A 12498-nucleotide genomic window follows, 5' to 3' on the forward strand; every position below is an offset into this window, starting at 1 on the left:
GTTTTGGGATTACGCGTATCTGCGCAGTGCTTCGCTGAACACATCTGCATCCACATTGCCGCCAGTGGCGACGGCCACAACGGCCTCGCCCTCGATCTCGTCGCCATGAAACAGCGCAGCTGCAAGCGATACAGCGCCTCCCGGCTCCACCACCAGCTTGAGACGTTTAAACGCCAGCGCCATGGCGCGCAGGGCGTCATCCTCGGTCACCGCAAATCCCGGCCCCGCCAGCCGTGACAAGATCGGAAACGTCAACTCACCGGGTTGCCGGGTGATGATGGCGTCACACAGAGAGCCGCTCTCTCGGGCATTGCTTTGCACAGTTCCAGTCGCCAGCGAACGGGCCACATCGTCAAAATCCTTCGGCTCCGCCGTCCGAACACGCATATCCGGGGCTTTCGCCTCCAACGCAAGAGCAATACCGGACGACAGCCCCCCGCCCCCGCAACAAGTGACAACATCGCCAGAGGTTATGCCCATCTCAGCGGCTTGAGCGGCGATCTCAAGCCCCACGGTGCCCTGTCCCGCGATCACCTCTGGTTCGTCATAAGGCCGGATCAAAGTCAGCCCGCGCGCCTGTGCAATGGCCCCGCCAACCTCTTCGCGACTTTCGCCACCGGCGCGATCATAGAGCACCACTTCCGCCCCCAAGGCACGGGTGTTGTCAATTTTTAACGTCGGTGCGTTTTTGGGCATCACAATCACCGCAGGCGCATCATGCGCCGCAGCCGCCATCGCCACACCCTGAGCGTGGTTGCCTGACGAATAGGCAATGATCCCGTGTTGGCGCGTGTCCGCATCCAATGCCGACACCGCAGACCAGCCGCCTCGGAATTTAAACGATCCAGTGTGTTGCAGGCACTCCGCCTTCACCAACAACCTGCGCCCCGCGATTTCATCCAAGAAAGGTGAGGTCAGCATGGGCGTGCGCCGTGCATGTCCATTCAGGCGCAATGCGGCGGCTTGGATCATATCGATATTCATAGGGTCTCCTTAGACGGAAGGACGTTGATCCATTGCTGCAGAACCGTCAGACATTCAGGCTCATCCAGAAAGGGCACATGTGCGCGATCCGCAACTTCGGTGGCAAACATGGGCGCACGCGCTTGCATCTCTAGGAAAGTTTCGCGGCCAAGTATGTCGCTGTTGATCCCACGCAAAACCGCAAGTGGACGGCCCTTCAAGGCCTCAAACTGCGGCCACATATCACCTGCCGGGGCCTTGGGGTCAAATTCCGCCAAAACCGCATTGCGCAGCTTGGGGTCATAGTTGATCGCCAAGCCAGTCTCGGTTTGAACAAAATGATGCGCGGCTTCCTCTGACCAGCGGCTATCGGGCACATTTGCAAACCCAGGCAAACGCGTGGACAGGGCCTCTGCCGCTTCGGCGCGGCTTTTCCAGATCGGATTGCGGCCGATAAAAACAAGGATCACTTCCAATCCATCGGTTTGGATCACAGGGCCGACATCGTTGAAGCAGACGCCGGTTACGCGATCCGCCGCCATGTCCATCAACGTCAGCGCAATGAGCCCACCGCGTGAAGTACCAAGAATGGCGGTTTTCTCGATGCGAAGGTGGTCCAACAACTCCAAAGCATCCTGCGCCTCACGCGGCAAGGCATAAGTGGTGAAATCCTTGGCCCACTCCGATTGTCCACGCCCGCGATAATCCATGCGGATCACCCGCGCATTTTTGAGATGCGGCAGAACATAATCAAAATCGGTGGCATTGCGCGTCAAACCAGACAGACACAAAACAACCGGCCCTTCGCCGCCCGTGTCATCATAGTAAAGCGACAATCCGTCAGAGCTGGTGAAATGGGGCATCAGGCACTCGCATGTTCAGGGATCGTGGTGAGATCGGACAGGATATACTTCGGCGTCCATGGCAGGCGATCAACCGGCTCACCTGCGCGATTCACCCAAGCGGTGGTAAACCCATAACCAGTGGCACAGCCCGCATCCCACCCGTTGGAGGACACAAACAGCACCTCCTCTTTGGTGCAACCAAACCGCTTGCCCACAAGGTCATAGACCGCCGCCGCTGGCTTAAAGACACCAACGTCTTGCACACTCAGCACATCATCAAGCAGCATCTCAAGACCTGCGGACCGCACCGCGCCGTCCAACATATCGGGCGATCCATTGGACAGGATCGCTGTATTCATGCCTGCTGCTTTCAAAGTCGCAAGCATGACCGGCACCTCACGATAAGCTGACAGCTCCCAATAGAGCGCCAAAAGCCGCTCGCGAAGCTCCATATCGCCGTCCAAACCTGCGGCTTCCAAAGCCCAATCCAAACCGTCCTGCGTGACCTGCCAAAAATCGGTATGTGCGTCCGCGACCGCGCGTAACCAGGTGTATTGCAGCTGCTTCAGCCGCCAATTGTTGGCAACCTCCATCCACCGCGCCGCAAATGCATCACGTCCGGGCTCTTCCGAGGCCTCCCGCGCGGCGGCCGCAACGTCAAAAAGCGTGCCGTAAGCGTCAAAAATACAGGTCGTTATGGCCATGGTGTCCTCCCGTTTGGACAACAACTTGGCAGGTTTCGCTGGAGGCGAAAAGGCCTGTTTGCCAATCAAGACCAAGGTCTATAAGTTGCGCGCCTTAAGCCGGCCGTATGGGTCGGGACATGCTGACAGATGGGACACTTCATGAGCGCAGCAAAATCAGGCGACACGGTTCGCATTCACTACACCGGAACGCTGAGCGACGGCTCTGTTTTTGATAGCTCTGAAGGCCGCGACCCGCTGGAGTTCACTCTGGGCTCTGGTCAGGTTATCGCAGGTTTTGACACCGCCGTTGATGGCATGGAGATCGGTGAGAAAAAAGTCGCCGAAATCCCTGCGGATCAGGCCTACGGGCCCCGCCACGACGAAGGTATTCAAGACGTCCCACGCGAGCAAATTCCGGCAGAAATTCCGCTGGAAGTTGGCCTGCAACTGCAAATGCAATCTCCAACCGGCCAGATTGTTCCGGTGACTGTTGTTGAGGTCACCGAAGAGATCGTCAAGCTGGATGCCAACCACACGCTGGCGGGCAAAGACCTGACTTTTGCGATTGAGCTGGTCTCGATCAACTGAGTTTGAACATATGAGATTTTGTTGAGCCCGCCCTTCCTCGGCGGGCTTTTCTTTTTTGTAGAACGTATTAGCTTGCACAACGGAGGATGTCATATGGATCTCGTTGCGCGTTTGGGTTTGAAACACCCACTTTTTCAAGCCCCGATGGCAGGGGTTTCAACACCAGAAATGGCCGCTGCGGTCACCAATGCCGGAGGACTAGGCGCGCTTGGCCTTGGGGCAGCGGGTGTCGATGGTGCCCGCCAAATGCTGCAGGCTGCACGTGCGCTCACATCTGGACCGATAAATGCCAATCTGTTCTGCCACGCCCCGGCCCGACGCGACCCGGATGTGGAAGCGGATTGGTTGGCGACTTTGGCGCCAACATTCGCGCAAATGGGTGGCCAAACTCCCGGTGCATTGCATGAGATTTACCGCAGTTTTGTGGTGGATCGCGACATGTGCGACATGCTTTTGGAAGAGGCCCCCGGCGTGGTGAGCCTGCATTTTGGCCTACCAGACGGACAATGGATCAAAGAGCTACAGGCTGCGGGCAATCTGGTGTTTGCCAGCGCGACAAACCTGGAAGAGGCACAGGCTTGTGTGGCGGCGGGCGTCGATGCGATCGTGGCGCAGGGCATTGAGGCCGGCGGGCATCGCGGCATGTTTGACCCCGATGCTGAAGACAATGAGTTGGCGACGCTTCCGCTCGTGTCGCTTTTGGTCGCCTCCTGCGATGTGCCGATCATAGCTGCCGGCGGCATAATGAACGGACAGGACGCCGCGCGTGCCCTACAGAGCGGCGCGCAAGCCGCGCAATTGGGCACCGCCTTTCTGGATTGCACGGAATCAGCTGCGGATGCGGGATATCGCGCGGCTCTGCGCGATCCAGAACAGGGTCCGCCGGTGCTGACGCGTGTGGTGTCCGGCCGCCCGGCCCGCTGTTTACGCAACAAATTCGTCACCTTGGGTCAGAGCCTGCACGCACGCGTGCCAGATTACCCAGTGGCCTATGACGCCGGAAAAGCGCTGAATGCGTTGGCCAAGGCGCAGGGAGAGGTCGGATTTGGTGCCCATTGGGCGGGGAGCGGCGTGGCGCGAACTCCAAAAGGAGATGCGGCGCAAATCCTTTTGAAGATTGCGCAGGACCTGTTGCAAACGCAATCCGGTGGCGCGCCCTAAGCCTATTGTAACCGGTAAGAAACCGCCGATTTGATGGTAAGGTGGTGTATTCCTTAGGTGTGGGCATTCGGCGCGACTGCTAGGTCTGGCAGTGTTTGAGTCAACCCAGTGTTTCTCAGTTGACCCCTTTAGGATTTACTGACCACATGCCCACAAAAAGTGAGCCGTCTCTCTTCATGCGCAATCGCCTGCCTGTCTTTGTGATCCTTGCCACCGTTGTGATTGATGCAATGGGCATTGGGCTTATTCTTCCAGTGATGCCCGATTTGATTCAGGAGGTCACCGGCGGGGATTTGGGCGCGGCAGCCGTCTGGGGCGGCATTTTGGCGACGGTCTTCGCCTTCATGCAGTTCTTATGCGGCCCCCTTCTGGGCAATCTATCAGATCGCTTTGGCCGACGCCCTGTGCTGTTGGTATCGCTGGCTGTGATGTCTGCAGACTACGTTATCATGGCGTTGGCTGAGAATATCTGGGTGCTGGTGCTTGGGCGCATCGTGGCGGGGATTACAGCCGCCACCTATGCCACCGCTATGGCCTATATGGCTGATATTTCCACCCCTGAGGACAAAGCCAAAGCCTTTGGCTTGGTCGGCGCAGGTATTGGCATTGGCTTTGTATTGGGCCCCGCCATGGGAGGCGTTCTGGCACAGTTTGGCACCCGCGCACCGTTTTGGGCGGCGGCGGTACTGGCTGGCGGCAACGCATTGTTAGGTTGGGTGGTTCTGAAAGAAACCGTGACGGAGGCCACCCGCCGAGTGTTTGAATTGCGCCGCGCAAACCCGCTTGGCGCATTGGCAGCACTGAACACCTTGCCGTCCATGCCAAAACTCTTGGTGGTGTTTTTCCTGTATCAGGTGGCAGCAGCAGTCTACCCATCAATCTGGCCCTACTTTGTGACAGAACGCTTTGGGTTTGAGGAAGGCATGATCGGCCTGTCTCTCACCGCCTATGGCTTGACCTATGCGATTGTTCAGGCGGCCTTAATTGCCCCCACAATCAGCTGGCTAGGCAACCGGAAAACAGTGGTTTTCGGTCTTGTCTTGGAGGTCTTCGCTTTGATTTACCTAGGGTTGATCTCTACGGAACTGTTGTTGTTTATTGGCATCCCTTTGGCCGCATTGGCCTCTGTGGGATTGCCTGCGTTGCAGGGTATCATGTCGCGACGGGTAGCCAGTGATGCACAGGGAGAACTCCAAGGCGTCTCCGCATCACTCACATCCCTAGCGCATATCCTTGCCCCGCTGGTGATGACCCAAACCTTTGCCTATTTCTCTGACGCCCATGCACCGCTTTACCTACCCGGCGCACCATTCCTTCTCTCAGCGGTCCTCATGGTCCTGTCATTGCTAGTATTTTTGCGCTCACGTCGCGCCACTTAGTCCAAAAACGACTTTCTTTGTCCGTTTTGGGACAGGCCGTGTGATTCTATCCGACCAAACTGAAGGCACCTGCAGAACACGTCAGCCATTTAAGAGAGTCACATGAGCACTATAAAAGCAGCCGTTTGTCACACATTTGGCCAACCTTTGGTTGTCGAGAATGTCACCCTGCGCGCGCCCGCTATGGGCGAAATCGAAGTCACGCTGGATGCCGTGGCCATATGTCACTCAGACATCTCTTATGCGGATGGCGCATGGGGCGGAAGCCTGCCGGCTGTGTATGGACATGAGGCAGCGGGCCGTGTGACTTCGGTGGGCGAAGGCGTGGTCGGCTTGGCCCAAGGCGACCCGGTTGTGGTCACCCTTATCCGTGCTTGCGGCACTTGCCCAAGCTGTTCAGGCGGAAAACCGGTGATCTGTGAAACACCTTATGATGGTGACACAGGTCCACTGACAACCTCGGACGGTGGCAAACTGCATCAGGCCATGGCTTGTGGCGCCTTTGCGGAAAAAGTGGTTGTGGATCAGTCTCAGGTGGTGAAAATCCCAGAAGACATTCCCATGGAGGCTGCCAGCCTGATCGCCTGTGGTGTGATCACCGGCGTGGGTGCTGTCGTGAATGCCGCTGAGATCCGCGCAGGACAGGATATGGTGGTGATTGGTGCTGGGGGCGTTGGGCTCAACGCTATTCAAGGCGCGCGGATTGCCGGTGCCCGGCGCATCGTGGCGGTCGACATGTCTGAAGAGAAGCTTGCCATCGCCAAAGAGTTTGGGGCAACAGATGGAGTGCTGGCGACTGAGAAAAAACCATTTGTGAAAGCCATGCGCGCGATTGGACGCGGTGCAGATGCTGTGATCGTCACAGTGGGTGCGATTCCGGCCTATGATCAGGCCCCGCGCTATCTGGCACCCGGCGGAAAAGTCATCATGGTTGGCATGCCGCACCTGGGAGCCACATCGACCTATGAACCGGTGATCCTTGCCGCTGTTGGTCAGGGTCTTCAGGGGTCAAAAATGGGCGATGTGGTGATCAAACGCGACATCCCGTGGATGGTGGACCTTTATCAACAAGGGCGTTTGAAACTCGATGAGCTGATTTCAGGCCGGTGGTCATTGGATCAAATCAACGAAGCCATCGCCGACACAAAAACCGGCAGTGCCAAGCGCAATGTGATCCTGTTTGATCGTTGAGATCATCCGACGTCGGAGAAAGCTTTGCTAAAATTCATCACTGACCTGTTCAAACCATCCGCGCCCAAAGCGCCACAGCCGATATCGGCGGAAACCTCCATGAATTTCGGTGCGGAGGAGGTGATTCCGTTTCTCACGCGAGTGGCCAACAATCCGCGTTTTGAGTTCGCGACAGACTTTGCCAAAGAACTGGGGATCAACGTGCTCACCACCCCTGTCGAAGACACCAGGCGCTGGCGGGTTGGTGGAAGCTTTGATGGCCATCCCATACGTTTGGAAGTTGAAGCGTTTATGGACGACGTTGACGCGCCTGACCTCTATTTCCACAGCTCGCAGGCGGCAGTTCTCGAAATCGAGCAGGAACTGGACGCATTCGCAAGAGAGACAGGAAAGTAGCAATGAAACTTACGGATCTCGACATCATCGTAACGGCCCCCCCTGCTCCCGGCTGGGGTGGGCGGTATTGGATTCTAGTGAAGATCACCACCGACACTGGCATCATCGGTTGGGGAGAATGCTACGCCTCCACCGTGGGACCGGACGCCATGAAAGCGGTGCTTCGAGATGTGTTTGACCGGTACTTCCTTGGTGAGAACCCTGAAAACATAGAACGTCTGTTCCGCCGCACCTATTCTTCAGGCTTTACCCAACGCCCGGATCTCACGGTCATGGGCGCCTTCTCCGGTTTGGAAATCGCCTGCTGGGACATTCTGGGCAAAGATCGCGATCGTCCGGTCTACGCTCTTCTTGGTGGATTGATGAACGAACGCCTTCGGGCCTACACCTACCTCTACCCCCTACCACATCACAACATTTCTGAGTTCTGGACCTCTCCCGAACTGGCCGCAGAATCCGCAGTGGCGATGGTGGAAAAGGGCTATACCGCGATCAAATTTGATCCCGCCGGTCCCTACACCATGCGCGGCGGTCATATGCCTGCCATGAGCGACATCTCCATTTCCGTCGCGTTTTGCGCCGCTATCCGCGAGGCTGTCGGTGACAAGGCTGACCTGCTCTTTGGCACGCACGGACAATTTAACACGGCTGGCGCGATCCGTTTGGGGCAGGCTTTGGAGCCATTCGCGCCGCTTTGGTACGAAGAGCCCTGCCCGCCTGACAATATCGAAGACATGGCGCGCGTGGCCCGTCAGGTGCGCATTCCAGTGTCCACGGGCGAGCGCATGTGCACCAAGTCAGAGTTCGCAACTGTTTTACGTGCAGGCGCGGCTGAAATCCTGCAGCCCGCACTTGGCCGCGCAGGCGGCATCTGGGAAATGAAGAAAGTTGCGGCGATGGCCGAATGCTTCAATGCACAAATGGCCCCACATCTTTATGCTGGCCCCGTTGAGTGGGCGGCCAACATTCACTTGGCGGCCTCGATTCCGAACCTTTTGATGATCGAAACCATCGAAACCAACTTCCACGATGCGCTGATTTCTTCAACGCTGACAGTCGAGGATGGCTTTGTAACACCACCCACTGCGCCCGGATTGGGCATTGAGGTCGATGAGGACCTGGCCCGCGCCCATCCCTATGAGGGTCATGGCTTGCACCTTCAAATGCAGGATGCGCCTTGTGATTATGCAAACGGCAACAGCTTTGAGGGTGGCTCGCCGCCAAAAACCTGAGACATCTCGAAACCCGGGCCAACAGGTGGTATATAACATCACCCGTGCTTCTTGGATGTTTGACTTTGACCCTAGACACCTCACCAGCCCCCGCCTCCGAGATGGCGGAAAATGCCGAAGCGGCAGCGATCTACTTAAAGACGCTGGCGCATTCTGGTCGGCTTATGATCTTGTGTCATTTGGGGGTTGGCGAAAAATCCGTGTCAGAACTCGAAACCCTGCTCAATGTACGTCAGGCCGCTGCCAGCCAAATGCTCGCTCGCCTGCGTGAAGAGGGCTTGGTCAGCACGCGCCGCGACGGTAAAACCATTTATTACTCATTGGCGGATGACAAAACCAAACAAGTGATTGCCCTGCTCTACAATCTGTTTTGTGCGCCAGAGGCGGAGTAACACGTGTCCAAACATGTGGCTCTGCCGGATCGCATCGGTGCGTGGTTTGAACGCCAAGGATGGCTGCCTCACCCGCATCAGATCGATATGTTGGCCCGCGCGAATGATCCCTGTACGCTTCTGATCGCCCCCACCGGTGGGGGCAAAACACTGGCGGGTTTCTTGCCCACTTTGGCCGATTTGGCAGAGAAACCGCACGCTGGATTACACACTCTGTACGTTTCGCCGCTCAAAGCTCTGGCTGCGGACATCAAACGCAATTTGCGCACGCCGGTCGAAAACATCGGGCTGGACATACGCATTGAAGATCGCACCGGTGACACCTCACAAACCGTGAAAAAACGCCAACGCGTCGACCCACCCCACATCCTGCTGACCACGCCAGAGAGCCTTGCACTTTTGACCTCATACGAGGATTCACCGCGTATATTTGCAGGTCTCAAACGGGTTGTGGTTGATGAAATCCATGCGTTGGCAGAAAGCAAACGCGGGGACCAGCTGTTTTTGGCCTTGGCGCGACTGCAAACGATTTGTCCGGACTTGCGGCGCGTTGGCCTGTCCGCCACGGTGGATCACCCCGAGCAGATCGCCAAACTTCTCGCCCGCAATCCCGATCCCTGTGACATTCTTTATGCGGATCCCGGTCCTGCGCCGGACATCGCCATGCTGTGTACAGAAGAGGCCCCGCCATGGTCCGGCGGCGGCGCAGCCTATGCGATCCCTGCGGTACTCGAACAAGTCAAAGCCCACAAAACCACACTGATCTTTCACAACACCCGCGCACAGGCGGAAATCTTTTTTCACAACCTCTGGCTCGCCAATGAGACCTCCCTCCCCATCGGCATCCATCACGGCAGTCTGGACCGGCAGCAACGCGAAAAAGTCGAAACTGCCATGGTGCGCGGTGATTTGCGCGCGATTGTCTGCACCGGCAGTCTTGATCTGGGCATTGACTGGGGAGATGTCGATCTGGTCATCCAAGTCGGCGCGCCGAAAAACGTCAAACGCTTGGTGCAACGCATCGGCCGCGCCAACCACCGCTACAATGCGCCATCCAAAGCCCTCTTGGTGCCTGCCAATCGCTGGGAAGTCGTGGAGTGCGTGAACGCGCTGGAGGCTGTGCGAGCCGGTGATCTGGATGGTGATCCACAAGCCCTCGGCCCGCACGATGTGCTCTGCCAACATATCTTACTGACGGCCGCCGCTGGCCCGTTTGATGCGGACACGCTCTTTGCCGAAGTCACAAGCGTCGGAGCCTACACCACACTCACACGTGCGGAGTTTGATACGTGTCTCGATTTCTGCGCCACCGGCGGCTATGCGCTACAGGCCTATGATCGCTGGCAAAAGCTGCAAAAGCGCTCCGACGGGCTGTGGCAGTTGCGCGACCCACGTGCCGCCGCCCGTCTGCGCATGAATGCGGGGACGATCCAAGACAGCGACACGCTTAAGGTTCAACTCAAACGCAATCGCGGTGGCAAACCCTTGGGGGAAGTCGAAGAGGCTTTTGCAGCCACGCTTACGGCGGGTGACACCTTCCTCATTGGCGGGCAAATCGTGCGCTACGAAGGCCTGCGCGACATGACCGTTCAAGTCTCACGCAATGCAGCGCGCAAGCCACGCGTGGCTGTGTTTTCAGGTACCAAATTCTCCACATCAACTGAGCTGTCACAACGCACACTGAGTTTCCTACAATCTGACACTTGGCCGGAACTGCCCGACCACACGGCCAATTGGCTGCGGCTACAGCGCGACATGTCCCGACTGCCAGAGCCAAACCGCCTTCTGGTCGAAACGTTTGAACGCGACGGGCGCCAAAACATGTGTGTTTACGGCTTTGCCGGGCGCAATGCGCAGCAAACGCTTGGCCTTTTGCTGACCAAACGTATGGAAGAGATGGATCTCGCACCAATGGGGTTTGTGTCCTCTGACTATGCCACTCTAATTTGGGGTTTGGATGAAATCCTTGACCCGAAGCCTCTGTTTGATCTGGCCACATTGCGCGAAGGGCTAGATGGCTGGCTTGCAGGCAACGCCTTGATGAAACGCACCTTTCGCGGTGCAGCCACGATTGCAGGCTTAATAGAACGCAACACGCCCGGCGCGAGAAAATCTGGTCGTCAGGCGACGTTCAGTTCTGACATTCTCTATGACACCCTGCTCAAATACGATCCGGATCACCTGCTGATGCAGATCACCCGCACTGAGGCGTTGCGAGGGCTCGTTGATTTCGCACGCATCGAGGCGATGATGCATCAAGTCGACGATCGCATTGATCATGTGCGCGCGCCACACGTCACGCCACTGGCCGCTCCGTTATTGCTGGAAGTCGGCAAAGTCCCCGTACAAGGCGGCAGCGCAGAGGAACGCCTTTTGGCCGAAGAGGAAGCCAATTTGATGCAAGACAGCGGTCTGGCACAAGTTTAGGCACATGAAGCAACTCTGTGCTTGATCGAAGTGTCATGGCCGCCTAGGAACGTACCATGAACGGCGTTACCCTCAGTTTGGCAGGCTGTACTCTCACCGCGCTTGGCTCAGGCGCGCTTTGGTGGGAGGCAAAACGCCTTTTGGTGGTGTCTGACCTGCACCTCGGCAAAACCGAACGTGTCCTGCGCCGTGGCGGTCCTGCGATGCCACCGTATGAAACCCGCGATACATTGATCCGTCTTGAGAATGACCTCAACGCCACCGCGGCGGGCACTGTGATCTGTTTGGGGGACAGCTTTGATGATGTCGAAGCGGCCCGCACCTTGCCGGAGGCCGACCGCCTGTGGATTGCCCGTCTTCAAGCAGGGCGGCGTTGGGTGTGGATTGAGGGGAACCACGATCCCGGCCCCATCGACCTTGGAGGGGCACATTTGTCAGAATTACCGCTGCCGCCCCTCACATTTCGCCACATCGCTGAGCACGGCAAAAGTGGCGAAATTTCGGGGCACTATCACCCCAAAGTGCGCATCCAGACCCGCCTAAGGAAAATCTCTCGTCCCGCGTTCTTATTTGACAGCGACCGCATCATTCTACCGTCCTTTGGCACCTACACAGGTGGGCTGCGCAGCGACGACGCGGCCCTCAACGACATCATGCGCCCCGAAGCCATGGCGGTGGTCACCGGGCAAACCCCGCGCCTTCTGCCTATGCCTCGCTGACTTGACCGCAACATACTCAGCTTTCAGGGTGTGTCCTGAACATGGAGGGCCAAATGGCCGTAATCGCCACACTTGCACAGAAAATTCAGGACAGCTTTGTGAAGCAAAGCATGATGGCCACGATGGGAGCCGAACTCACTGAGATAACAGAGGGGTCTGTGACCATACGCGCGCCTGTCTTACCGTCTTGCCAACAACAACACGGCTATGGCCACGCCGCCCTGACCTTTGGCCTGGGTGACAGCGCCGCTGGATATTCCGCATTGTCGATCATGCCAAAAGAGGCAGAGGTCTTAACCAGCGAAATGAAAATCCATCTGCTGGCCCCGGCACAAGGCGACATGCTGGAGGCGGTGGGCAAAGTGATCAAACCGGGCCGCAGGCTGGTAATCGTGCAGGCCGAGGTCTTTGCGATCATGGGCGCGAACCGCACCCAAATTGCTCTGATGACCGGCACGATGGTGCCGATTTTACCCAAGTAACGCAAAAACCAAAAAGGCGGCCCCACTGGACCGCCTT

General features: G+C 57.5%; 13 protein-coding genes. 10 read left to right on the forward strand and 3 right to left on the reverse strand.

Annotation, left to right across the window (positions count from 1 at the left end; all coding sequences use genetic code 11):
* Positions 1-9 precede the first annotated feature (9 nt).
* Genes ABWV47_RS13165 through ABWV47_RS13175 form a run of 3 tightly spaced genes read right to left on the reverse strand, consistent with a single transcriptional unit; the run spans position 10 to position 2512 of the window.
* Positions 10-984, reverse strand: a complete 975-nt coding sequence (locus ABWV47_RS13165; RefSeq protein ID WP_353312532.1) for a threonine ammonia-lyase — start codon at positions 982-984, stop codon at positions 10-12.
* Positions 981-1826 carry an alpha/beta fold hydrolase gene (locus ABWV47_RS13170; protein WP_353312534.1) on the reverse strand — a complete coding sequence of 282 codons (846 nt, stop codon included), beginning with the start codon at positions 1824-1826 and terminating at the stop codon, positions 981-983. Before ABWV47_RS13170 ends, ABWV47_RS13165 begins: the two co-directional genes overlap by 4 nt.
* Positions 1826-2512 (reverse strand): haloacid dehalogenase type II, encoded by a 687-nt coding sequence (locus ABWV47_RS13175; protein WP_353312536.1) that lies wholly within the window; start codon positions 2510-2512, stop codon positions 1826-1828. The genes ABWV47_RS13170 and ABWV47_RS13175 overlap by 1 nt, the downstream gene beginning before the upstream one ends.
* Before the next feature lie 141 nt (positions 2513-2653).
* Here ABWV47_RS13175 and ABWV47_RS13180 point away from each other — a divergent pair, with 141 nt between their 5' ends.
* The 10 genes from ABWV47_RS13180 to ABWV47_RS13225 all read left to right on the forward strand — a co-directional run bounded on the left by ABWV47_RS13180 (position 2654) and on the right by ABWV47_RS13225 (position 12461).
* Positions 2654-3082, forward strand: a complete 429-nt coding sequence (locus ABWV47_RS13180) for an FKBP-type peptidyl-prolyl cis-trans isomerase (protein ID WP_353312538.1) — start codon at positions 2654-2656, stop codon at positions 3080-3082.
* Positions 3083-3175: 93 nt separating this feature from the next.
* The gene (locus ABWV47_RS13185) at positions 3176-4243 is read left to right on the forward strand and encodes an NAD(P)H-dependent flavin oxidoreductase (RefSeq protein ID WP_353312540.1); all 1068 of its coding nucleotides are present in this window, start codon (positions 3176-3178) and stop codon (positions 4241-4243) included.
* 146 nt (positions 4244-4389) lie between these two features.
* Positions 4390-5622 (forward strand): TCR/Tet family MFS transporter, encoded by a 1233-nt coding sequence (locus ABWV47_RS13190; RefSeq protein ID WP_353312542.1) that lies wholly within the window; start codon positions 4390-4392, stop codon positions 5620-5622.
* A 102-nt stretch (positions 5623-5724) separates the two neighbouring features.
* Complete coding sequence (locus tag ABWV47_RS13195) at positions 5725-6813, forward strand: Zn-dependent alcohol dehydrogenase (protein WP_353312544.1); 1089 nt, start codon at positions 5725-5727, stop codon at positions 6811-6813.
* A gap of 24 nt (positions 6814-6837) precedes the next feature.
* Positions 6838-7209, forward strand: a complete 372-nt coding sequence (locus ABWV47_RS13200) for a hypothetical protein (RefSeq protein ID WP_353312546.1) — start codon at positions 6838-6840, stop codon at positions 7207-7209.
* 2 nt (positions 7210-7211) lie between these two features.
* Positions 7212-8441, forward strand: a complete 1230-nt coding sequence (locus ABWV47_RS13205; RefSeq protein WP_353312548.1) for a mandelate racemase/muconate lactonizing enzyme family protein — start codon at positions 7212-7214, stop codon at positions 8439-8441.
* A 101-nt stretch (positions 8442-8542) separates the two neighbouring features.
* Entirely contained in the window at positions 8543-8833 is a 291-nt protein-coding gene (locus tag ABWV47_RS13210; protein WP_353313874.1) for an ArsR/SmtB family transcription factor, read from the forward strand.
* 3 nt (positions 8834-8836) lie between these two features.
* Positions 8837-11260 (forward strand): ligase-associated DNA damage response DEXH box helicase, encoded by a 2424-nt coding sequence (locus ABWV47_RS13215; protein WP_353312550.1) that lies wholly within the window; start codon positions 8837-8839, stop codon positions 11258-11260.
* A 56-nt stretch (positions 11261-11316) separates the two neighbouring features.
* Positions 11317-11979 carry a ligase-associated DNA damage response endonuclease PdeM gene (gene pdeM, locus ABWV47_RS13220; RefSeq protein WP_353312552.1) on the forward strand — a complete coding sequence of 221 codons (663 nt, stop codon included), beginning with the start codon at positions 11317-11319 and terminating at the stop codon, positions 11977-11979.
* Between the two features lie 53 nt (positions 11980-12032).
* On the forward strand, positions 12033-12461 hold the full coding sequence (locus ABWV47_RS13225) for a PaaI family thioesterase (RefSeq protein ID WP_353312554.1): 429 nt from the start codon (positions 12033-12035) through the stop codon (positions 12459-12461).
* Positions 12462-12498: the final 37 nt, after the last annotated feature.

Source organism: Shimia sp. NS0008-38b (assembly GCF_040370365.1).
Taxonomy (GTDB): Bacteria; Pseudomonadota; Alphaproteobacteria; order Rhodobacterales; family Rhodobacteraceae; genus Shimia.

Bases quoted from the DNA above. Each gene is read 5' to 3' on its own strand.
- ABWV47_RS13165 (WP_353312532.1), bottom strand. From the start codon at position 984: ATGAATATCGATATGATCCAAGCCGCCGCATTGCGCCTGAATGGACAT.
- ABWV47_RS13170 (WP_353312534.1), bottom strand. From the start codon at position 1,826: ATGCCCCATTTCACCAGCTCTGACGGATTGTCGCTTTACTATGATGAC.
- ABWV47_RS13175 (WP_353312536.1), bottom strand. From the start codon at position 2,512: ATGGCCATAACGACCTGTATTTTTGACGCTTACGGCACGCTTTTTGAC.
- ABWV47_RS13180 (WP_353312538.1), top strand. From the start codon at position 2,654: ATGAGCGCAGCAAAATCAGGCGACACGGTTCGCATTCACTACACCGGA.
- ABWV47_RS13185 (WP_353312540.1), top strand. From the start codon at position 3,176: ATGGATCTCGTTGCGCGTTTGGGTTTGAAACACCCACTTTTTCAAGCC.
- ABWV47_RS13190 (WP_353312542.1), top strand. From the start codon at position 4,390: ATGCCCACAAAAAGTGAGCCGTCTCTCTTCATGCGCAATCGCCTGCCT.
- ABWV47_RS13195 (WP_353312544.1), top strand. From the start codon at position 5,725: ATGAGCACTATAAAAGCAGCCGTTTGTCACACATTTGGCCAACCTTTG.
- ABWV47_RS13205 (WP_353312548.1), top strand. From the start codon at position 7,212: ATGAAACTTACGGATCTCGACATCATCGTAACGGCCCCCCCTGCTCCC.
- ABWV47_RS13210 (WP_353313874.1), top strand. From the start codon at position 8,543: ATGGCGGAAAATGCCGAAGCGGCAGCGATCTACTTAAAGACGCTGGCG.
- pdeM (WP_353312552.1), top strand. From the start codon at position 11,317: ATGAACGGCGTTACCCTCAGTTTGGCAGGCTGTACTCTCACCGCGCTT.
- ABWV47_RS13225 (WP_353312554.1), top strand. From the start codon at position 12,033: ATGGCCGTAATCGCCACACTTGCACAGAAAATTCAGGACAGCTTTGTG.